Source organism: Micromonospora ureilytica, from assembly GCF_015751765.1.
GTDB lineage: Bacteria > Actinomycetota > Actinomycetes > Mycobacteriales > Micromonosporaceae > Micromonospora > Micromonospora ureilytica.
This window is the reverse complement of record NZ_JADOTX010000001.1, coordinates 5513830-5535947: the sequence shown is the minus strand read 5'-3', so window position 1 is coordinate 5535947 and position 22118 is coordinate 5513830. Positions and strand designations below refer to the sequence as shown.

General features: G+C 70.9%; 19 protein-coding genes and 1 pseudogene. 10 read left to right on the top strand and 10 right to left on the bottom strand.

The genetic code is table 11. The features are described 5' to 3' along the window. Nucleotides 1-7 precede the first annotated feature (7 nt). The 5 genes from sigM (at nt 8) to IW248_RS25290 (ending at nt 4555) form a co-directional block, all read left to right on the top strand. Nucleotides 8-724, top strand: coding sequence for an RNA polymerase sigma factor SigM (gene sigM, locus IW248_RS25310; protein WP_196928952.1), 717 nt, complete (start codon nt 8-10; stop codon nt 722-724). Then, nucleotides 721-1731 carry an RsmA family anti-sigma factor gene (locus tag IW248_RS25305; RefSeq protein ID WP_196928951.1) on the top strand — a complete coding sequence of 337 codons (1011 nt, stop codon included), beginning with the start codon at nt 721-723 and terminating at the stop codon, nt 1729-1731. The genes sigM and IW248_RS25305 overlap by 4 nt, the downstream gene beginning before the upstream one ends. Nucleotides 1732-1914: 183 nt before the next feature. Beyond that, on the top strand, nt 1915-2865 hold the full coding sequence (trxB, locus tag IW248_RS25300) for a thioredoxin-disulfide reductase (RefSeq protein ID WP_196928950.1): 951 nt from the start codon (nt 1915-1917) through the stop codon (nt 2863-2865). Nucleotides 2866-2896: 31 nt separating this feature from the next. Next, nucleotides 2897-3220 carry a thioredoxin gene (gene trxA, locus IW248_RS25295; protein ID WP_124819929.1) on the top strand — a complete coding sequence of 108 codons (324 nt, stop codon included), beginning with the start codon at nt 2897-2899 and terminating at the stop codon, nt 3218-3220. Between the two features lie 171 nt (nt 3221-3391). Beyond that, nucleotides 3392-4555 (top strand): N-acetylmuramoyl-L-alanine amidase, encoded by a 1164-nt coding sequence (locus IW248_RS25290; protein WP_196928949.1) that lies wholly within the window; start codon nt 3392-3394, stop codon nt 4553-4555. 12 nt (nt 4556-4567) lie between these two features. On the opposite strand, the gene IW248_RS25285 is transcribed toward IW248_RS25290, so the two are convergent. After that, nucleotides 4568-5233, bottom strand: a complete 666-nt coding sequence (locus IW248_RS25285) for a GNAT family N-acetyltransferase (RefSeq protein WP_124819927.1) — start codon at nt 5231-5233, stop codon at nt 4568-4570. A 294-nt stretch (nt 5234-5527) separates the two neighbouring features. Here IW248_RS25285 and IW248_RS25280 point away from each other — a divergent pair, with 294 nt between their 5' ends. Then, nucleotides 5528-6841, top strand: coding sequence for an aminotransferase-like domain-containing protein (locus IW248_RS25280; RefSeq protein ID WP_196928948.1), 1314 nt, complete (start codon nt 5528-5530; stop codon nt 6839-6841). A gap of 7 nt (nt 6842-6848) precedes the next feature. Beyond that, nucleotides 6849-7850, top strand: coding sequence for a D-alanine--D-alanine ligase family protein (locus IW248_RS25275; RefSeq protein ID WP_196928947.1), 1002 nt, complete (start codon nt 6849-6851; stop codon nt 7848-7850). A gap of 781 nt (nt 7851-8631) precedes the next feature. Here IW248_RS25275 and IW248_RS33910 read toward each other — a convergent pair. The 9 genes and pseudogenes from IW248_RS33910 to rpmH all read right to left on the bottom strand — a co-directional run. Further along, nucleotides 8632-9244 (bottom strand): annotated as a pseudogene (locus IW248_RS33910) (hypothetical protein); the annotation flags it as partial. A gap of 1402 nt (nt 9245-10646) precedes the next feature. Further along, entirely contained in the window at nt 10647-11660 is a 1014-nt protein-coding gene (locus tag IW248_RS25265; RefSeq protein WP_196928946.1) for a ParB/RepB/Spo0J family partition protein, read from the bottom strand. Nucleotides 11661-11687: 27 nt separating this feature from the next. After that, entirely contained in the window at nt 11688-13013 is a 1326-nt protein-coding gene (locus tag IW248_RS25260; RefSeq protein ID WP_307788219.1) for a ParA family protein, read from the bottom strand. A 256-nt stretch (nt 13014-13269) separates the two neighbouring features. Next, nucleotides 13270-14124 carry a 16S rRNA (guanine(527)-N(7))-methyltransferase RsmG gene (gene rsmG / locus IW248_RS25255; RefSeq protein WP_196928945.1) on the bottom strand — a complete coding sequence of 285 codons (855 nt, stop codon included), beginning with the start codon at nt 14122-14124 and terminating at the stop codon, nt 13270-13272. Between the two features lie 4 nt (nt 14125-14128). Continuing rightward, nucleotides 14129-14746: a Jag family protein gene (locus IW248_RS25250; protein WP_124817412.1), complete on the bottom strand. Its 618-nt coding sequence runs from the start codon at nt 14744-14746 to the stop codon at nt 14129-14131. A 212-nt stretch (nt 14747-14958) separates the two neighbouring features. After that, complete coding sequence (gene yidC / locus IW248_RS25245) at nt 14959-15948, bottom strand: membrane protein insertase YidC (protein WP_196930358.1); 990 nt, start codon at nt 15946-15948, stop codon at nt 14959-14961. Between the two features lie 2 nt (nt 15949-15950). Beyond that, a complete protein-coding gene (gene yidD, locus IW248_RS25240; RefSeq protein WP_124817410.1) occupies nt 15951-16247 on the bottom strand; it encodes a membrane protein insertion efficiency factor YidD in 297 nt (98 codons plus the stop codon). Then, nucleotides 16244-16660, bottom strand: a complete 417-nt coding sequence (rnpA, locus tag IW248_RS25235; RefSeq protein ID WP_196928944.1) for a ribonuclease P protein component — start codon at nt 16658-16660, stop codon at nt 16244-16246. Before rnpA ends, yidD begins: the two co-directional genes overlap by 4 nt. Before the next feature lie 34 nt (nt 16661-16694). Next, nucleotides 16695-16832, bottom strand: a complete 138-nt coding sequence (gene rpmH, locus IW248_RS25230) for a 50S ribosomal protein L34 (RefSeq protein ID WP_007453904.1) — start codon at nt 16830-16832, stop codon at nt 16695-16697. 625 nt (nt 16833-17457) lie between these two features. On the opposite strand from rpmH, the gene dnaA reads away from it, so the two are divergent. The 3 genes from dnaA (at nt 17458) to gnd (ending at nt 22107) form a co-directional block, all read left to right on the top strand. Further along, on the top strand, nt 17458-19287 hold the full coding sequence (gene dnaA, locus IW248_RS25225; protein WP_196928943.1) for a chromosomal replication initiator protein DnaA: 1830 nt from the start codon (nt 17458-17460) through the stop codon (nt 19285-19287). A gap of 774 nt (nt 19288-20061) precedes the next feature. Continuing rightward, a complete protein-coding gene (gene dnaN, locus IW248_RS25220) occupies nt 20062-21195 on the top strand; it encodes a DNA polymerase III subunit beta (protein ID WP_124817404.1) in 1134 nt (377 codons plus the stop codon). A gap of 39 nt (nt 21196-21234) precedes the next feature. Next, nucleotides 21235-22107, top strand: coding sequence for a phosphogluconate dehydrogenase (NAD(+)-dependent, decarboxylating) (gnd, locus tag IW248_RS25215; RefSeq protein ID WP_124817402.1), 873 nt, complete (start codon nt 21235-21237; stop codon nt 22105-22107). The last annotated feature ends 11 nt before the right edge of the window (nt 22108-22118 follow it).

Sequence of the window (22118 nt, the reverse complement as noted above, 5' to 3'; positions counted from 1 at the left end):
CGCGGTGATGGACGAGCGCGCCGCCGCAAGAGACCTGGAGCTGCTGCGCGCGCACGTCGCCGGAGACCGGGACGCCTTCGCCGAGTTGTTCCACCGGCACCGGGACCGGTTGTGGGCGGTGGCCCTGCGGACGCTCGGCGACCGCGAGGAGGCCGCCGACGCACTCCAGGACGCCCTGCTGTCGGCTCATCGGGCGGCGGCCCGGTTCCGCGGTGACTCCGCCGTCACGACCTGGCTGCACCGGATCGTGGTCAACGCCTGCCTGGACCGGATCCGACGCCGGCAGGCGCACCCCACCGTGCCACTGCCGGACGGCAACCGGGGCGAGGACGGATCGGGCACCGGCGGGCTGGAGCCGGTGGCACCGGCAACGGACCACGACACCGTGCTGGTGGTCCGCGAGGCGCTCGCCGCGCTGCCCCTTGAGCAACGCGCCGCGCTGGTGCTGGTCGACGTACAGGGCTATCCGGTCGCCGAGGTCGCCCGCATCCTCGGCGTCGCCGAGGGGACGGTGAAGAGCCGGTGCGCCCGAGGTCGGGCGCGGCTGGCCGTGCTGCTCGGGCATCTCCGCCCCACTGCCGTCGCGACGCCTTCGACCCGAGCGGCCCCTGCCGCCCCGATCACGGGCGTGCCCGGCGTCACGCCAGGGAACCACGGCCCGGTGGAGGGCGTCGGATCGGGGTCGGGCCGGTATCGGCGGGACGCCAACCAGGAGGACACGTGACGACCGAGGGGTTCCGGGAGGTCGACTCCGACCTCCTCGCTGACTACCTCGGCGGGGCGTTGGACGGCACCCCGCAGCAGGACGAGGTCGCCCAGCTGGTCTCCGCGGACCCGTCCTGGGCCGAGGCGTACGCGCTGTTGGCCCCCGCCGTGACCGAGGTCCGGACGGACCTGACCCGCTGGGCCGAGCCGTCCCCGGAGATGCCGTCGGCGATCACCGACCGTCTCCTGGCGGCGCTGGCCCCCGCGGAGCCGTCGAACGACACCTCGACCGAGGACGCGCCCAGCGTCGATCCGGACGGCGACGCGGCGACGTCGTTGGTCGTACCGGCGCAGGGAGGGGCCGGTCGCCGGCCGGCCGTCCGCACGCCCGTCGGGTCGGGGCGCGGGGCATCCACCGGTCCGGGCCGCCGCCAGCGCGGCTGGGCCCGCCGTGGCGCACCCGTGGCCGCCGCCGCGATCGCCGTGATCGCCGTCGCGCTGGGCCTCAACCAGCTGTCGATGCGCGCGTCGGACGACTCCGGCGCCACCAATGCCATGAATCGGCCGGCCAGCGCGCCCGAGGGCGTCGCGGGGGCCGAGACGGTCCGCACCATCGGACCGGCACTGCGCAGTGGTACGAACTACACCCCACAGACCCTCGGCAACGCCTACGGCCCGGGCGCTCAGAGCGCACCGGCTGCCAGCCGGGCGACCGGCAACACCCCCGGCGAGCAGCCGAAGGTGGATGCCGAGGGCGAGCGCCGTCCCTCCCCCGACGGGTCGGACCAACTTGCCCGGCTGACCGACGAGAACGCGCTGACCACCTGCCTGGCCAGCGTCGCGGCGGAGCACGGATCCGCCCCACTGGTGGTCGAGGTGGTGGACTACGCGCGGTTCCGAGGCGACCAGGCGCTGGTCGTTCACTTCACCGATGCGACCGGAGCCCGGTGGGCCTGGGTGAGCGGCCCGGAGTGCGGAGTGCCCGGGTCCGGCTCGGACAGCCGGTATTCGGCGCGGGTAGGGTGAATCCACGGTCAACGGCACGATGACCGCCCACGTGACCTGACCCACCGGATGCCCGGCTCGGGAATCCCCGGTTCGTACGATGACGTTCTGGAAGTCAGCTGCCGGCCCCACCCAGGCGTCGGCGACTCGGATCAGCATCGGTGCTCGCGCCGACGCCGAACACACACAACTCGGGAGACGGCAGTGGACGAGGTCCGCAACCTGATCATCATCGGCTCCGGGCCGGCCGGCTACACAGCTGCGGTCTACGCCGCACGCGCCAACCTGAAGCCGCTGATCATTGAGGGCGTGCAGTCCGGTGGCGCGCTGATGACCACGACCGAGGTGGAAAACTTCCCCGGCTTCGCCGACGGCATCCTCGGCCCCGAGCTGATGGACAACATGCGCAAGCAGGCCGAGCGGTTCGGCGCGGAGTTCCTCACCGACGACGTGACCCGGGTCGAGCTGGTGGACACCGGCGACGCCGGCTCCGGCGCGGTGAGCACCGTCTGGGTTGGCGAGACCGCCTACCGGGCGCGATCCATCATCCTCTCCACAGGTTCGGCCTGGCGTCCGCTGGGCGTGCCCGGCGAGCAGGAGTTCCTCGGCCACGGCGTCTCCTCCTGTGCCACCTGCGACGGCTTCTTCTTCCGCAACCAGCACATCGTGGTCGTCGGCGGTGGCGATTCGGCGATGGAGGAGGCCAGCTTCCTCACCCGCTTCGCGGAGTCGGTCACCATCATCCACCGCCGCGACTCGTTCCGGGCCAGCAAGATCATGGCCGACCGGGCGCTGAGCAACGAGAAGATCAAGGTCGAGTGGAACAGCGCCGTCGAGGAGATTCTGGGCGACGACGGCAAGGTCACCGGGGTACGCGTCCGCAACGTGCACACCGGCGAGACCAAGGTGCTGGACGTGACCGGCGTCTTCGTCGCCATCGGTCACGACCCCCGCAGCGAGCTCTTCCAGGGCCAGGTCGAGATGGACGACGAGGGCTACGTCAAGGTCCACGCCCCGAGCACCCGCACCAACGTGCCGGGTGTCTTCGCCGCCGGTGACCTGGTCGACCACACCTACCGTCAGGCGATCACCGCGGCCGGCACCGGTTGTGCCGCCGCGCTCGACGCCGAACGGTTCATCGCGACGCTCAGCTGAAACAAGGAACACATCCCGGAGGAGGGGCATAGTGGGAACAACCAAGGCGGTCACGGACAAGAGCTTCGTCACTGACGTGCTGCAGGCCGACAAGCCGGTGCTGGTGGACTTCTGGGCGGAGTGGTGCGGGCCGTGCCGCAAGGTGTCGCCGCTGCTCGAGGAGATCGCCCGGGAGATGGGTGACCAGGTCACCATCGTCAAGCTCAACATCGACGAGAACCCGGAGACCGCTCGGGCCTACCGGGTGATGTCGGTGCCGACGCTCACCGTCTTCAAGAACGGCCAGCCAGTGCAGTCGATCGCCGGCGCCAAGCCGAAGGGCGAGCTGGTCCGGCTCATCGAATCGGCCCTCTGACCAGCAGAAACATCAACCGAACCCCGTACCCGCTCGCCGGGTGCGGGGTTCGGTGTCTTCCCGGCCGTACCGCCGACGTATTTCTCAGCCCCAGCCACCTCGCCGCCCCGGAACGCATAGCCTCAAGCCTGGGCCGCCCGGCCAGCCAGCGTCGTGCAGAGGGGGTCGTGCGTGCGTCCGATCCGACCCGGTGACCGGGGACCCGCGGTCACGGAGATCCGTACCATCCTGACCGGCCTCGAACTGCTGGCCGCCGCGGGCCCGCAGACCGACGAGTTCGACCTCGACACCGAGCGGGCGGTCCGCGCGTTCCAGCAGTCGCGAGGGCTCAGCGTGGACGGCCGGGTCGGCGCGGAGACCTGGCGTGCCCTGGATGCCGCCCGTTGGCGGCTCGGCGCCCGCACCCTCTACCACGCGGTCCCCGAGCCGCTCACCGGCGAGGACGTCCGGTCGCTACAGGAGCGACTGCTGGAGATGGGGTACGACGTGGGCCGCGCCGACGCCATCTACGGTGTCCGGACGTCGCGGGCCGTGGCCCAGTTCCAGCGTGAGGTCGGGCTCACCCCGGACGGCTCCTGCGGCCCACACACGATGAACGCGCTCCGCCGGATCGGCCGCAAGGTGGTCGGCGGCCGCCCGCAGTGGCTCCGCGAGTCCGACGCGATCCGGCAGTCCGGTCCGGCGCTGGTCGGCAAGACGGTAGTCATCGACCCGGGCCATGGCGGCACCGATCCCGGGATGGTGGTGCCCGACGGCTCACTGCGCTGGACCGAGGCGGATCTGGTGCACGACCTGGCCAGCCGGCTGGAGGGGCGGCTCGCCGCCTCCGGGGTGCGGGTGCAGCTCACCCGGGGCCCGTCGCCCGACAGTTGCCTGCCGGACGCCGACCGGGCCCTGCTCGCCAACTCGCTCGGCGCCGACGTGTTCATCTCGCTGCACCTGGACGGCCACGCCAACCCGGATGCGGAGGGAGTCGCGACCTACCACTACGGCACCGACAACGGGGTGACCTCGGCTACCGGCGAACGACTGGCCGGGCTGGTACAGCGGGAGATCGTCGCCCGCACCGGGCTGCGGGACTGCCGTACCCACGCCAAGACGTGGGAGCTGCTGCGACTCACACGGATGCCCGCCGTCCGGGTCGAGGTCGGCTACCTCACCTCGCCGACCGACCGCGCCCAACTCGTCGACCCCCGGTTCCGGGACCGGGTGGTGGAGGCGATCGTGGCCGCGGTGCAGCGGATGTACTACCCGATCGAACGAGACGTCCCGACCGGCTCGCTCGACGTCAGCGAACTGCGCGCCGTCGTGACCGCCGGCACTGTGGTGGACTGACCCGCCGACGCGTCAGCCGTTGGTGGAGCGGGTGGCCGGGGCGGGACGGACCGGCCGGAGCAGGGTCTCCGGGCTCATCGACCCGAGCAGCTTCTCCAGCGCGTACTCGACGTCGGACTTCCAGCTCAACGCCGTACGCAGCTCAAGGCGCAACCGAGGGAACCGCGGATGCGGCCGGACGGTCTTGAAGCCCACCGAGAGGAAGAAGTCGACCGGGGCCACGCAACCGCCGGCGGGGTCGTCCGCGTCGCCGAACTTTGCGTCGCCGAACGCCTCGATGGCCTTGATCCCGCGCTTGGTCAGATCCCGGGCGACACCCTGCACCAGCATCCGGCCCAACCCGCCGCCGGCGAACGCGGCGACCACGTTGGCGGTCATCAACAGTGCCGCGTCCGCCGAGACCGGTGAGGTCGGGAAGGCCATCGAACGGGGCACGTAGGCGGGCGGGGCGTACATCACGAAGCCGGCCGGCATGCCGTCGACGTACGCGAGTTTGCCGCAGGAACCCCACTCCAGCAGCGTCTGCGAGACCCACGCCTCCTTTTCCAGGCCCGGATCGCCGGCGGCACAGGCCCGGTCCGCGGAAACCGGATCGAGCTCCCAGTAGACGCATTGCCGGCACGGGCGCGGGACGTCTTCCAACGTGTCGAGGGTCAGGCTGACCAGACGTCGCGACATATGGCGCATCCCCACAATAGGCTCGGTGGTGAGACCGGCATGGAACGACAGCGCCGCCTTCCTGCCCCCGACGAGCGATCGTACGCCGCCGATCGGCGATACGGGAGGGGACGCGCAAATGCCCACCGCAGCGGGGGCGCCGAGGACGGTCCGCCATGTGGTCGATCTGCCTCGGCGCGGCAGCAGTACGGCTCTGGCGGACTACGATCGACAATCGGTGTGCCCGCCGCCATGGTCAGCGGTGTGCGGGGTACCCGGGGCGGGAGCCACCCGAGCAGCGATCGAGGTGAGGTCATGACCGGCACGACACTCGACGACTACACCGACCGGTACGCCCGGCGGGTACGCGGGATGACCGCCTCCGAGATCCGAGCATTGTTCGCGGTGGCCAGTCGCCCGGAGGTCGTCTCGCTCGCCGGCGGCGCACCGTACATCGCCGCCCTTCCGCTGGACGCGGTCGGTGAGATGCTCGGCCGGCTCGGTTCCGAGCACGGCGTGACCACCCTCCAGTACGGCATCGGGCAGGGCACCCTCGAGCTGCGCGAGCGGATCTGCGAGGTGATGTCGCTCTCCGGGATCGACGCCGCGTGCGGTGCCTCCCCGGAGGACGTCGTGGTCACCGTCGGCGGGCAGCAGGCACTGGACCTGGTGGCCCGGCTCTTCCTCGACCCCGGTGACGTCGTGCTCGCCGAAGGTCCGACGTACGTCGGCGCGCTCGGCGTGTTCCAGGCCGCCCAGGCGCAGGTCGTCCACGTACCGATGGATGCGGACGGGCTGATCCCGGAGGCGCTGGAGGCAGCCATCGCCGACCTGGCCCGCGCCGGCCAGCGGGTGAAGTTCCTCTACACGATCCCCACCTACCAGAACCCGACCGGCGTGACGCTCAGCGAGGAGCGCCGGGAACGGGTGCTCGACATCTGCGAGCGCGCCGGCCTGCTCGTCGTCGAGGACGACCCGTACGGTCAGCTGGGGTTCGAGGGCGAGGCCCCGGCCCCCTTGCGGGCCCGCCGCCGCGACGGCGTCTTCTACCTCAGCACGTTCTCCAAGACCTTCGCCCCTGGGCTGCGGGTCGGCTGGATCCTCGCGCCGCACGCGGTCCGCGACAAACTGGTCATCGCCAGCGAGGCGCAGATCCTCTGCCCCAGCGGTTTCGCCCAGGCCGCAGTGGCCACCTACCTGAGCACGATGCCCTGGCGGCAGCAGCTCAAGGTCTACCGCGAGGTCTACCGGGAACGCCGCGACGCCCTGCTCGACGCGATGGCCGACCTGATGCCCGAGGGCACCAGCTGGACCACACCGGCCGGCGGTCTCTTCGTGTGGGCGAGCCTGCCCGACGGGCTCGACTCGAAGGCCATGATGCCGCGAGCGGTCGCCGCCCGGGTCGCCTATGTTCCCGGCACCGGCTTCTACGCCGACGGCACCGGCACCGACGCCATGCGGCTCAACTTCAGCTTCCCGCCGCCGGAGCGGATCCGCGAGGGAGTCCGCCGGCTGGCCGGTGTGATGGAGCAGGAGATCGCGATGCGCAGGGTCTTCGGTGCCGTGGGTGGCGCCGCCGGCCGACGCGGCCGGGCCGGCTCCGACGTGCCCGGGCCCGACTTGGCATGATGCCGGCATGGCTACGACCGCCGAGCACCTCCTCGTGACCGATTCCGCCGTCTCGGCCGACCTGCGCGTCGTGGTGCTCGCGGGTGGGCTCTCCTACGAACGGGACGTGTCGCTGCGCTCCGGTCGTCGGGTGCTCGACGCGCTGCGCGCCGTCGGGGTGGAGGCCGAGCTGCGAGACGCGGACGTGGCCCTGCTACCGGCGCTCGCGGCCGACCCGCCGGACGCGGTGGTGATCGCGCTGCACGGCGCGACCGGCGAGGACGGCTCCCTGCGCGGGGTGCTGGATCTGTGCGACATCCCGTACGTCGGCTGCGACGCTCGGGCCTCCCGGGTCGCCTGGGACAAGCCCTCGGCCAAGGCGGTGCTCCGCGAGGCCGGCATCCCCACCCCGGACTGGGTGGCGCTCCCGCACGATCGCTTCTCCGAGCTTGGCGCTGTCGCCGTCCTGGACCGGATCGTCGACCGTCTGGGCGTACCCCTGATGGTCAAGCCGGCGCAGGGCGGGTCCGGGCTGGGCGGGGCTGTGGTCCGGGACGCCGCCGCGCTGCCCGCCGCGATGGTCGGCTGCTTCGCGTACTACTCCACCGCGCTGGTGGAGCGGTACGTGCCGGGAATGGACGTGGCTGTCTCCGTCGTCGACCTCGGCGACGGCCCGCAGGCGCTGCCGCCGGTCGAGATCGTGCCGCGCAACGGCGTGTACGACTACGCCGCCCGCTACACCGCGGGGCGGACCACCTGGCACGCCCCGGCCCGGCTGGACCCGGAGGTGGCCGCCACGGTCGCTGACGTGGCCCTCGCCGCGCACACGGCGCTCGGTCTACGGGATCTCTCGCGCGTCGACGTGATCGTGGACTCCGCCGGCCAGCCGCACGTGCTGGAGGTCAACGTCTCGCCGGGCATGACGGAGACCTCACTGCTGCCGCTCGCCGTGCAGGCGGCCGGGCTGGACTTCGGCCGGCTCCTCGGCACCCTGGTCGCCCGAGCAGCGGCCCGCCTCACCACTCACTGATCCACCCGCCAAACCCGTCGGCCGAGCGGCACCGCCGCGGGGTCGAACCATGAGGTTGGCTACGACCGGCCAACCTCATGGTCGGTTCCAGATCAGCGGCTCGCGCGTACGTCGGGTGCGTCGTTGCCGTTGGTGGGCGCGGCTGCGCCCGGAGTGGTGCTGCCTCCGACGCTGCCCTCGGGGGTGGTTTTCCTGACGGCCTCCCCGGTGGCGTCTCCGTCGGTGGCGGAGGCAGCCGGGTAGGCGGGACCCGAGGGCGCATCGTCGGCGTTCCCGCCCGCCTGATCGACGTGAGGCTCGTCGGGAGGAGTTCCTGCCGCGCTCACGCTGCCGTTGGGCTCCTCCGCCGTGGACGCTGTGCTGGCGGACGCTGTGCTGGCGGACGCTGTGCTGGCGGACGCTGTGCTGGCGGACGCTGTGCTGGCGGACGCTGTGCCGCCAGATGCGACGGTGGTGGAGACCCGGGTGGTGGAGCCCGGGGTGCCGACGGTCGGGGTGCCGGGCAGGTTGGTGGCGGATGCCGTCCGGGCGGGCTCAGTCGCCGGACCGGTGGCCGTCGCCGTCCGAGCAGTTTCAGGCGTCCGGTCGGCAACGGTGGTCGCCGTCGAGCCGGCGTCCGTGTCCGCGACCGGTCCGGCCTCGGGCGCGCCGTCGACGACTGCCTGATCGGAAGTGGGGTCGAGCGCTGGTTCCGGGATCTCCTCGGCCGCCTCGATGACCGAGGCCGCCTCCACCCCGGCCGCTGCCGCTGAGGCAGCCTCCGCTGCGGCGGCGGCATCCGCAGCAGCGGACTGCGCCAGCAGACTGGACGGCGCCTGCCACTGGATGCGGGGCGGCTCGGCGAGCGGACGGCCACCGAACTCGGCCAGCCAGGCGGCGACCAGCGCCAGGTTCTCCCGCCACTGCGCCTCGGAGATCGGCGGCAGGATCGAGTCCCACAGGGACAGGAACGTGCCCCGCAGCTGGAGGCGGCCGTACGGGCGGGCGAGGAACCACATGTGCAGATGAGCCGAGCCGTCGCCCCAGCGATTGACGTGCACCCGCGCCACGCCGTCGAGCGACCGGATGGCCCGCTCCAGACGTACGGTCATCACCCCCAGCTCGGCGGCCAGCAGGTTCGGCAGGTCACCGAGGTCGAGGTGGGTCCGTGACTCCAGGATGAGCACCATGGGCAGGCCGGTGGGCCGGTCCATGGCGCGGACCCGCCATCGCTCGCCCACCCAGATGTAGGCGTCGTCGGGCGCGTTGCAGGCGGTGCATTCCCGGAGACCCTCGCCCTTCCGGGGCGGTTCGACCGGGACCGGATCATCGAGTTGCTTCACGTGGAGGTCACCCTCGAAGGGAAATGACGGCCACTGGGTGAAGTCCGGGACTGAGGGAGGGGTGTCGTGCACGACGCTGACCCTAACCGAGTCTGGCACCGCTGTCCCCACCTGTTTGAACGGTCCCGGGCTACCGGATCGGCACTCGCCGTCGGCCGGGCCAGGGTGGTCGCTCGGGCACCGAGAGACGATATCCACAGGCTGCCGAGATCCCGAACACAGGCCGTCATCCACAGGCTCACACCCGCTCCCACGCGCTGTTTCACGTGAAACGGGGGGTGCCTGTGGACAACCGGTGTGGATAACTTTTTGGCCGGTCGGTCGTTGTCCGCGAACCGGCAAACCGGCGAGATCGACGGCCACCGGGGAGGGTGCCGACGGGTGCGCGCCCCGATCGCATCGCATGACCCCCACCCGCCATGGCGGGCCACCTGCCGACCGCCCACCCGCTGCCGCGCCGGGCATGCGTCAACGTTGCCGGCTGGCCCGCTCGCCGAGCTGCGCCAGCACCGAACCCCGCCCCGCGCTCCATGGATGTCCGGACGCTCTGGACGGCCGGGGGCGGAACCACGAGCACCGCTGTCCCTGTCCGCAGCAGCGACTTCGCTTGACCGCCCGCAGGTTCGATCGGCGACTGGCAGCCGGCACCTCTGTTTCACGTGAAACAGGGCACCCGGGTGGCGACGCCGGGCGGGCGAAACGGCCGACGTCGCAGGGTTGGCGTTGGGACGCTCGGGCCGCTCCGTCCTGAGGGACCCCACGGCGTGCCTCCGGCGAGCCCGAGGCAGGACAGCGAAGGCACGCTGGGAGCCACTCAGCGGCTCGCTGGCGCTTCGACCGACGCAGGGGGTGGTTGCGGTCGAGTGGACCATTCCGGGGCCTTCTGCGACGCGCGTAGGGGCTTCCTCCCGCCGCGCACCGCCCACGCTCGTCTCCAGCCACCCGCCACCGCACCCGCCGCGCCGCCGCTCACCGCCTGCGCTCGTCCCCAGTCACCCGCGACCGCACCCGCCGGCCCGCGCTCACCGCCCGCGCTCACCGCCAGTCGCCCGCCACCGCGCCCCACCGCGCACCGCCCGCGCCCACCTCCACCGCCGCCGCCGTCTGCCACCCCCGTCTGCCGCCCACCCGCCGTCCGCCACCCGCCGTCCGCCACCCGCCGTCCGCCACCCGCCGCTCGGCGACCGGCGCGCCTGCGTGCGCCTGCGTGCGCCTGCGTGCGCCTGCGAGTCGCACTTCCGGACGTGCCGGCGGCAGCGTGGGCTGGCCGCCCCCGTACTCCGGCGGTCCTCATCCTTGCGGTCGGGATGGCGCCGGGCTGGCCGAGCGAGTCGAGGAGGACGCCGTTCGGTCGGGCACGCCGCTTCCGCTGATGCCGCGACAGTCGCCTGTTTCACGTGAAACAGGCGACGACCGGGAATGCAGAACGGCCGCGCCCCCTCTGGGTGCGCGGCCGTAGGCGAGAGGGCGGGGCTCAGTCCCCGCTCTCCTCCTGCTGCACGCCGATGATCCCGACGATCCGTTCGAGGTCGTCCACAGTCGCGAACTCGATCGTGATCTTGCCCTTGCTCCGGCCGATGTCCACCTTCACTCGGGTGTCGAACCGGTCGGACAGCCGATCGGCGAGATCGGTCAGGGCCGGCGCGTGCGCCTTGGGTCGTCGCTTCGCGGCCTGACCCTTCGCCGGTCCGTCGTTCAGCGCCAAGGCCACGATCTCCTCGGTCGCCCGGACCGACAGCCCCTCGGCCACGATTCGCAGGGCCAACTGTTCCTGCGCCTCCGCCTCGTCGAGGCTCAGCAGAGCGCGGGCGTGCCCCGCCGACAGGATGCCGGCAGCGACCCGGCGCTGCACCTGTGCGGGCAGATTCAGCAGTCGGATCGTGTTGGAGATCTGCGGGCGACTCCGGCCGATCCGGCGGGCCAACTCCTCGTGGGTGGCTCCGAACTCCTCCAGCAGTTGCTGGTAGGCGGCGGCCTCTTCCAGCGGGTTCAGGTTGGCCCGATGGATGTTCTCCAGCAGCGCGTCGCGGAGCATGGCGTCGTCGCGGGTGTCCCGAACGATCGCCGGGATGCTCTCTCGCCCCACCGCCTGGGCGGCCCGCCAGCGCCGCTCGCCCATCACCAGTTCGTACTTCTCGTCGTCGAGTTGCCGAACGACGATGGGCTGCAGGAAGCCGACCTCCTGGATCGAGGTCTTCAGCTCCTCCAGTGCCTCCTCATCGAAGACCTGGCGGGGCTGCTTGGGGTTGGGCATGATCGCGTCGACCGGGATCTCGGCGAATCGAGCACCGGGCACCGGGCTCAGCACCGGCTCCGGCTCGCGGACTGGCGCTCCGGCGCGTACCGCAGCGACGGCGTCGGTGCCGCCGTCGTCCAGGTGCTCGTTCTCCGGCTCGGCCGTGGCGGTACCAGCGGCAGCCGGCGCCGGCCCGGTCGGGATCAGCGCCCCCAGGCCCCTACCCAGACCGCCCCGAGGACGGTTCTTCATGCCACGCCTCCCAGCGACTTGTCCGCACTACGCATTCCGGCCCACCGGCTCCTTGACGCCCCGCTCGGCGATCTCCTGGGCGGCCTCGAAGTAACTCGTGGCGCCCCGCGAACCGGGATCGTAGGTCATCACCGACTGGCCGTAGCTCGGCGCCTCGGAGACCCGGACGTTGCGGGGGATGACCGCCTGGAGAACCTTGTCGCCGAAGTGGTTCCGGACGTCCTGCTCGACGGCGTCGGCCAACCGGGTGCGACGGTCGTACATGGTCAGCAGGATGGTGGAGACGTCGAGCTTCGGGTTGAGGTGTTGGCGTACCAGGTTGATGTTGTTGATCAGCTGGTTGAGCCCTTCCAGCGCGTAGTACTCGCACTGGATCGGGATCAGCACCTCCTGCGCGGCAACCAGAGCGTTGACCGTGAGCAGACCGAGTGAGGGCGGGCAGTCGATGAAGACGTAGTCGAACTCGCCCGGGTAGGCGGCGATCGCCCGGTCCAGACGCGACTCCCGTGCCACCACCGACACCAGCTCGATCTCCGCGCCGGCCAGGTCGATGGTCGCGGGTACGCACCAGAGGTTGGGGATGCCCTCGACCGCCTGTGCCACCTCGGCCAGCGGCACGCTGTTGATCAGGCAGTCGTACACGTCGGGGATGCCGGCGTGGTGCGGGACGTTGAGCCCGGTCGAGGCGTTGCCCTGCGGGTCGAGGTCCACCACGAGCACCCGGTTGCCGTGCAGGGCGAGCGCCACCGCAAGGTTGACGGTGGTGGTGGTCTTACCCACGCCGCCCTTCTGGTTGGCGACGGACATGACCCGGGTCCGGTCCGGTCGAGGCATGGTCACCTCGCCACTGGGATTCAGGATCTGCACGGCGCGCATCGCCTCCATAGCCAACGGTGGGTCATCCTCTTCGCGCGTCGGGGTTTCACGTGAAACGTACGTGGGGTCGGCCGCCACGGCAGCCAACGACTCGGTCGAAGCGACAGGCGCGTCGGCGACCACCGGCGCGGCGTCCCGAACGACGGCTGCAGTTGGTTGGTGCGGAACCGCCGGCTCGAAGCGAACCGCTGCGGCGGTGTTGCGGCGACCCGAGGTCGACCGCACCTCGGCGGCGTTGACCGGTCGACTCGGCGGCTCCGGCGGCCGACGAACACTCACCGGCTCCGGAGTGGCCGAGTCCTCCGGGCGCCCGGAGCCCGACGCCGGGTCGAGCACTGCCGGTGGATCGCTGTCGTTAGGTCGGGTCGATGGCCCGGTCGCGTCGGGCGACCAGCTCGGGTAGTCGGTTTCACGTGAAACGGGATCGCCTGTCGACCCGGTCACGCGTGGATCGTCGTACCTGCCGTCGTCATGCACCTGTCATCCCTGCCCGCTTCGGATGGTCGGTCCGCGCCCCGGTCAACTTGGCCACATCCACGTCCGCAACCCGGAGCGTACGGCCCACGGGAGCGGTCGGAGACCCGCGACGTCCGTCACCCGCTCCACACTATCGACGCGCGGTCAGCCTACGGCGGACGGGCGCGGCCGGTCCACGTCGGGTTCTCATCCCCTCGTCCATCCGTACCGGTACAACGAGGCAACCCACCGGCCGGAAGCCCGATGGCGCGAAGTGTCACCCTCGACGGGAGCGTCCGCCCCGAGCGCGCTTCTTCGCCGCCGGCCGGGCGGGGCCGACCATCCGCTCGCGCACGATCTCCACGACGGTGGTGGGTGGGTCGATCACCCCGACGCCGCAGAGCTGCACCGTCGGCTCCCCGCCGCCGAGTCGCGCCACCACCTCGGCGTGCTCCTCGATCTCGGCGGCGGCGGACGACCCCTTGAGCGCCAGCAGGCGGCCACCGCGAACCGCCAGGGGAAGGCTCCAGCCCGCGAGCCGGTCCAGGGGCGCGACCGCGCGAGCGGTGACCACGTCTCCGCTGATCGGCTCTCGGCCGCTCGATCCGCTGGCTGCCTCGTCGGCCCGGCCGCGGAACACCCGCACCGACTTGGCCAGGCTGAGCCGCTCGACGACCTCGATCAGGAAAGACGTCCGTCGGGCCAGCGGCTCGATAAGGGTGACCGTGAGGTCGGGGCGGGCGATGGCCAGGACGAGACCCGGCAGACCGGCGCCGGAGCCGACGTCGAGGACCGTCGCGCCGGACGGGATCCGCTCCGCGACCGCAGCACAGTTGAGCAGGTGCCGATCCCAGATGCGGGGGGCTTCCCGGGGGCCGATCAGGCCGCGGACCACGCCGTCGGTGGCCAGCAGTTCGGCGTACGCGGCGGCCAGGTCGAGACGATCGCCGAAGAGGGTGAGCGCGGCCGGAGCCAGCTCGGGCGGCAACGCCGCGTCGGCCGGTGACGGGGCAGTGTCGCGTCCGGCCGCATCGGCATCGGTGTTGGTAGTGGCGGGGCGGACAGCGGACGGCCCGGGCGGCGTGCCGCCCGGGCCGGACACGGCATCGGCCGTGATGTCGTCGTGGGTCACCCGGTCAGTCCGCCGGCCGGACGATGATGCGCCGGTTCGGCTCCACACCCTCGGACTCGCTCGCCACGCCGGACATGGCGTTGACGACGTCGTGCACGCACTTGCGCTCGAACGCGGACATCGCCTCCAGGCGAACCGGCTCGCCGTACTCCTTGACCTTCTCGACGGCGTTCTTGGCGACCGCGGCGAGTTCCTTGCGGCGGTTCGCCCGGTAGCCGCCGACGTCGAGCAGCAGACGGCTCGGCGTACCGGTCTGCCGGAAGACGGCGAGGCGGGTCAGCTCCTGGAGCGCCTCCAGGGTGGCCCCGCGCTGACCGACCAGATTCTGCAGCCGCTCGCCGACCACCTCGACCATCGGACGGCCGGCGGCGACCAGTTCGTCGATGTCGCCGTCGTAGTCGAGGATGTCGAGCAGGCCCTCGACGTAGTCGGCGGCGATCTCGCTCTGCCGGAACAGGTCGCCCTCGCCCACAGCCTTCTTCACCCGGGTGCCAGCGGCGGTGTCGGTGTCGTCGTCCGCCTCGGTGTCATCGGCTTCGGTGTCGTCGCCGTCCACCGCGAGCGTGGTGGTTTCCTCCTCGTCCAGGGACTGCTCGGCGCGGGGGATGCTGGTCTCGGTCACGGTCTCATCTCCGTACTCGCTCGGCCGGACCGTCGGGTCCGACTGGTTTCCCGGGGCCGGCGGGAGGTCGCCGGTGCCCACGGGCACGTCTGTACGGGCAGTGTCGCCCGTGGCCGCGCGGTGCGCGGTCGGTTCCACCCGGCGCCGGCCGTACGGCGGCTGCGCGGTGCGGAACGGGCCGCCGCCGGTGATCCGGCGGCGGCCCTCGCAGGTCAGCCCTGCCGCTTGGCGGGGCGGCTCTTCTTCGGGTTGTTCGTCGGCTTGGCGCCCGGCTTCGGCCCGGCCACCTTGGGCGCGGCGGCCTTCACCGGTGCCGGCGGGGCCGTCTTGCCACGACCGAACAGGCCACCGGACTTGGCGGGCTGCACGGGGTTACGGGTGGCGGCGGGGGCGACGGCCTTCTTGGCGGTAACCGGCGGCGGGAACTTCCGCAGCACCCACTGCTGCTGGCCGAGGGTGAAGAGGTTGTTGGTGACCCAGTAGATGATGACGCCGATCGGGAAGATCGCGCCGGAGATCAGCAGCGACGCGGGGATGCCGTAGAGCATCAGTCGCTGGATCATCCGCTGCTGCGGGTCTTCCGCCCAGCCGGTCTTGAGGATCATCTGACGGCTGGTCAGGTACGTGGTCGCGATCATCACCAGGACCAGGACACCAGCAATGATCTTCACGGTGGTGCCGTTGGCGCCGAGGCTGGCCAGCTCGTCGGCCGTGGAGCCGAACTTGCCGGCGATCGGGGCGGTGAAGAGCTTCGCCTGCGAGGCGCTCTGGAACTGGTCGGCGGTCCAGCCGTAGAGGGTGTTGTTCTGCTTGTCCGGGTCGAGCCGGCGCAGCACGTGGAAGAGGCCCAGGAAGACCGGGATCTGAAGGAACATCGGAAGGCAACCCATCAGCGGGTTGGCCTTCTCCTTCTTGTACAGCTCCATCATTTCTTTCTGGAGCGTCTCCCGGTCACCCTTGTGCTTCTCCTGAAGCTCCTTGACCTTGGGCTGGAGCGCCTGCATCGCCCGCTGAGACTTGATCTGCTTGACGAAGACCGGGAACAGGATCACCCGGACGGTGACCACCAGGAAGATGATGGCCAGGATCCAGGCAAAGTTGGTGCCGATCACCGCGCCGACGGGCACTCCGATGGCGTCCCAGGCAGAGTGCCAGGTCAGCAGGATCCACGAAATCGCGTAGTAGATCCAGTCGAGACTCAGACTCAATTCGGGGCTCCAGTCACATCAGCACGGCGGCGGCCGCCCGGCTCCGGAACCGGGTCATATCCACCAGGGTGAAAGGGGTGGCAGCGCAACAACCGCCGGACCGCCAGCACGGCTCCCCGGAGCGCGCCGTGTCGAGCGATCGCCTCCTGGGCGTACGCACTGCACGACGGGTAGAACCGGCAGCGTGCCGGCAGTGCCGGACTTATCCACCGACGGTACGCGATGATGGGCGCGATCAGCACCTTGGCACCGGTTGTCGACGGGCGTGGGCTGCTCTGCTCGGTGCCGCTCATCGGGACCGCCGCTCGCGGGGCGATCTGGCGACCGCGATGGCGGCGTCCAGGTCGGTGGCGAGCCGGGGGTACGACGCCTGCGCCGCGGCGGGGAGCGCCCGGACGACAAGGGTGCTGCCGGCTGGCAGGGCGGTCAGTCGTTCCCGGACCAGCGCCCGCAGCCGACGCCGGACCCGGTTACGGGTCACCGCGTTGCCGACCGCCTTGGACACGACGAAGCCGGCACGGGACGGCACGGACGACTGCTCCGCACTGTTGTCCCGTACCGGCTCCGACGAGGTCGGTGTGCTGGGGTCGACGGTCACCGGCATGGCCAGGTGGACCACGACGGCGCCACGTCCGGCGCGTCGGCCACCGCGAACCGCTGCGGCGAAGTCAGTGCTGCGCCGCAGTCGCTGTGCGGCGGCCAGCACGACTGCTCACGTCCCCTGGACCGGCCCGGTCGGCTCAGGCCGACAGGGTGGTGCGACCCTTGGCACGACGGCTCGACAGGATGGCACGGCCGGCACGGGTGCGCATGCGCAGCCGGAAGCCGTGGGTCTTCGCGCGCCGGCGGTTGTTCGGCTGGTAGGTGCGCTTGCTCACGTCAGGCTCTCCGTTTTCGTACGCGCCCCGCGCGACGGGATCGCCGGGGTCGTGTGGTGGTCCAGGCCACCTCGACGGTGGCCCACGATCGGTGCTGCCCGGCGGAACGGGACCTCGGCGATGCGGGGATGCGACCGCGGACAGCAAGCACCCATCACCCTAGCAGAGGGCGGGAAAGCAGCCGTTCCAGCCTACGCAGGGGGGCAATGACCGTCAAACACCCCGAGCAGTGAACAACAGGACGCGCCCGAGGCCGGAGGGCGGTTTTCGCTGATGCCGACAAGGGCGCCGCCGCGTCGCCGGTTGATGGCGCAGGGACAACGCTGTTACCGTGCCCGATTGCGGTGAGCGTCGGAAGCTCCGGTCGTCGCGCAGGCAAGACCGGACAAGGCAGTGAATCGTTCGGCACGGTGAACCCGCTTCAGCGCCCGTTCAGGCAGGGGCAGGTGCCACCCGCGTCCGGAGGCGGCCACAATCGGTCGGTACACAGGCTGTGGATAACTTGTGGATGACCACCGGTCGACCGTCCGGGTGGGTGTTGTTCCACCCGCGAACGCGGCGGGCCCGGGACGGCCGGCTGGCAGACAGCGGCGGCCGGGAGCAGAGGCGAGGGGGTGGCACGACGGTGGCCGGTACAACCGACCTTGCCGCAGTGTGGTTAGCGGCGACCGACGAGCTCGCCGACGAGATCATCTCCGCCCAGCAGCGTGCCTATCTCCGCCTGACCCGGCTGCGAGCGATCGTCGAGGACACCGCACTGCTCTCCGTTCCGGACGCGTTCACCCGCGACGTGATCGAGTCACGGCTACGCCCGGCGATCACCGAGGCGCTCACCCGCCGGCTGGGCCGACCGATCCAGGTCGCGGTCACCGTTCGGGTTGCCGAGGACGCCACCGGCCGACCGGCCGGCACCGTCTACCGCAGCGCCCCGGAGACCGGGCAGCTGGACATCGACGGCCCGGGCGTCGCGCCGTTCGACGACGGCCAGGGTGCTCGACCGTCGGGCGACGCGATGATCCCTGAGCAGTCACCCGCGCCGCGTACCGCCGATCCGGTGGCGCCGCCCGCGCCGGCGGGTCCGCCGCTCGCGCCGACCGTCGACGGGCATCGCTCGGGGCTGATTCCGGCCAGCAGGGACGGGCAGGAGGCGTTGTTCAGCGCCGCCTTCGCGGAGCCCATGCGGCCGCCCCGACCGGGCCCGGACCGACGCGGCTACGACGAGCAGGCCGCCCGACTGGACCCACAGGGCCCGGACACCCGGCCGTACGAGCCCCGCTACCGCGAAGACTCGGGGTCGCCGCGCGACCAGCACGTGATCCGCTCGCTCCCCCGGGACAGCGGAACGGACAGCGGCCCGGGCCGCAGCGCGGTGGACCATCGGCCTGGTGGCCGCGACGACCGCCGGTTGCCCGGCGCCGACACCGGTGGCAACCGGCTCAACCCGAAGTACATGTTTGAGACGTTCGTCATCGGCTCGTCCAACCGCTTCGCACACGCGGCGAGCGTGGCGGTGGCGGAGTCGCCGGCCAAGGCGTACAACCCGCTGTTCATCTACGGGCACTCCGGGTTGGGCAAGACCCACCTGTTGCACGCCATCGGGCACTACGCCACGACACTCGGCAACGCCCGCTCGGTCCGGTACGTCTCGACCGAGGAATTCACGAACGACTTCATCAACTCGCTCCGGGACGACAAGACCAGCGCGTTCCAGCGGCGCTACCGCGACGTCGACATCCTGTTGATCGACGACATCCAGTTCCTGGAGAACCGCGAGCGCACCCAGGAGGAGTTCTTCCACACCTTCAACACCCTGCACAACGCCAACAAGCAGATCGTGATCACCTCTGACCGGTCGCCGCGTCAGCTCGCCACCCTCGAGGACCGGATGCGAACCCGGTTCGAGTGGGGGCTGCTGGCCGACATCCAGCCGCCGGATCTGGAGACCCGGATCGCGATCCTGCAGAAGAAGGCGGCGCAGGAGCGGATGTACGCCCCGCCGGACGTGTTGGAGTTCATCGCCTCCCGGGTGTCGAACTCGATCCGGGAGTTGGAGGGCGCGCTGATCCGGGTGACCGCGTTCGCCAGCCTGACCCGGTCGACAGTCGAGCTGTCGCTGGCCGAGGAGGTGCTTCGGGACTTCATGCCCGACGGCGCCGGTCCGGAGATCAACGCCGACCAGATCATGGCCTCGACCGCTGACTACTTCGGGGTGAGCCTGGAGGATCTGCGCGGCCAGTCCAGGTCCCGGGTGCTGGTCAACGCCCGCCAGGTGGCCATGTACCTGTGTCGGGAGTTGACCGAGCTGTCGCTGCCCCGGATCGGGCAGGCGTTCGGTGGCCGGGACCACACCACTGTCATGCACGCCGACCGCAAGATTCGTCAGCAGATGGCGGAGCGCCGCTCGCTGTACAACCAGATCGCCGAGCTGACCAACCGGATCAAGCAGAACAGCTGAGGCGTACGACCGCCGCGCGGCGGCGCACAGCCCGGGACACGCCCGGCCGGATCTCCGGCCGGGCGTTCTTTTTGGTCCTCCAGCTGGACTCTCGACATGGTGTAGACCACAGCATCGAGGCCGTGACCGCCTTGATCCCCACTCGTTGTCCACAGCTCGTTGTCCACCGTCGGTGGATAACTACGGTCCGTCCTCCGCCAGTTACCCACAGGCTGTGGAGAAACCCTGTGGACGAGGCTGTGGACGCCTGGGGACGACCGTCACGTTATCCACCGATCATCATCAACCTGTGTACGAGCTGTTGAAGGTTCTGGGGATGACGGCAATGGTGATCTTCCCCGCGATCCACAGGCTTGGGGAGAAAGTCGGTGGATTACCGGTGGACAACCGGTGGACAACGGTGGACAACCGGTGGACGAGACCGGGCTGTGGACACGCAGGCCGGTTGTACCCCCGGTTCTCCACAGCTAAATCACCGGTGGATAACCTGTCTGAGCTGCGCAGACGCCGGTTTTCCACAGTTTGCACAGGTGCGATGAAGACGATGAGTTATCTCTTCTAAGAGAACAAAAACCAATCATCACCGTTGGGCTTTCTGTGGATCGGGCCGAACGCTGCCGGATCAGCCGGTCAGCATCGACACGAACCATGGGGTCGGGCGCACAGCCGATGTCCCCGCGCCCTAAGGTGCGATGGGTACCCGCACGGTCGGGCGGGACGGTAGGCAGCGGTCGGCATGAGAGAGTTGTCGCTGACGTCGACGCGGAGGCATTGATGAAGTTCCGAGTGGAGCGCGACGCGCTCGCCGAGGCTGTGGCGTGGACCGCGAAAAGCCTGCCCAACCGGCCATCCGTACCGGTGCTCGCCGGGGTGATGCTCCGCGTCACCGACGGCAACCTGCGGGTCTCCGGGTTCGACTACGAGGTCTCCAGTCAAGTGACCGTCGAGGTGCAGGGCGACGCCGACGGCGCCGCGCTCGTCTCCGGCCGCCTGCTCGCCGAGATCACCAAGGCGTTGCCGGCCAAGCCGGTCGACATCGCCGCGGTCGGCGCGCACCTGGAGCTGGTCTGCGGCAGCGCCCGGTTCACCCTGCCCACCATGCCGGTGGAGGATTACCCAGCGCTGCCCGAGATGCCGCAGAGCGCCGGCACTGTCGACGCCGCCGCGTTCGCCACCGCGGTGTCCCAGGTGGCCATCGCGGCCGGTCGCGACGAGACCCTGCCGATGATGACCGGCGTCCGCGTCGAGCTGTCCGGCGACACGCTGTCGATGCTCGCCACCGACCGTTACCGGTTGGCGCTGCGCGAGATCCAGTGGCGGCCGGACGACCCCGAGGTGAGCATCAACGCCCTGGTGCCGGCCCGCACCCTGAACGACACCGCCAAGGCTCTCGGCCCGATCGGCGGCGAGGTCACCCTCGCCCTCGCCCAGGGCGCCGCTGGCGAGGGCATGGTCGGCCTCGCGGGCGGCACCCGACGCACCACCAGCCGGCTGCTCGACGGCGCCAACTACCCGCCGGTGCGCTCGCTCTTCCCGGCCACGCACAACGCCGCGGCCCGGGTGCCGGTCAGCACGCTGATCGAGGTGGTCAAGCGGGTCGCGCTGGTCGCCGAACGGACCACCCCGGTGCTGCTCAGCTTCAGCGCCGACGGCCTGGTGGTCGAGGCCGGCGGTTCCGAGGAGGCACGGGCCAGCGAGGCGATGGAGGCCACCTTCACCGGTGACCCGCTGACCATCGGCTTCAACCCGCAGTACCTCATCGACGGTCTGGCAAACCTGGGTGCCCAGACGGCCGTGCTCTCGTTCGTCGACGCCTTCAAACCCGCGGTGATCTCACCCGCCGGCGAGGATGGCGAGGTCATTCCGGGGTACCGGTACCTCATCATGCCGATCCGCGTCTCGCGCTGATCGCGCCCAGCAACACCAGATCCACGGAGGTAGAAACACATGCAGCTCGGCCTGGTAGGACTCGGCCGTATGGGCGGCAACATGCGGGAGCGGTTGCGTTCGGCCGGGCACGAGGTGGTCGGCTTGGACCACAACGCGCAGATCAGCGACGTCACAACCGTCGCGGGCCTGGCAGAGAAGCTTGAGTCCCCGCGGGTGGTCTGGGTCATGGTGCCCGCCGGTGTCACCGACGCGACCATCGACGAGCTCGCCGAGGTGCTCGGCGAGGGCGACATCATCATCGACGGCGGCAACTCGCGCTTCAGCGACGACGCCCCCCGCGCCGAGCGGCTCAACAAGCGGGGCATCGGCTACCTGGACGTCGGGGTCTCCGGCGGCGTCTGGGGCCGGCAGAACGGCTACGGGCTGATGGTCGGCGGCGCCCAGGAGCACGTGGACCGCCTGATGCCGATCTTCAACGCGCTCAAGCCGGAGGGCGAGTTCGGGTTCGTGCACGCCGGCCCGGTCGGTGCCGGGCACTACTCGAAGATGGTGCACAACGGCATCGAGTACGGGCTGATGCACGCCTACGCCGAGGGCTACGAGCTGATGGCCGCCTCGGAGCTGGTGACCAACGTGCCGGGTGTCATCAAGTCCTGGCGGGAGGGCACAGTCGTCCGTTCGTGGTTGCTCGACCTGCTGGACCGGGCGCTCGACGAGGACCCGGAGCTGGCCGACCTGAGCGGCTACACGGAGGACACCGGCGAGGGCCGGTGGACGGTCGACGAGGCGGTCCGGCTGGCCGTGCCGCTGAACGTCATCACCGCGTCGCTGTTCGCCCGGTTCGCCTCGCGACAGGACGACTCGCCCGCCATGAAGGCCGTCTCCGCGCTGCGTCAGCAGTTCGGTGGCCACGCCGTCCACAAGTCCTGAGCGGTATCCAC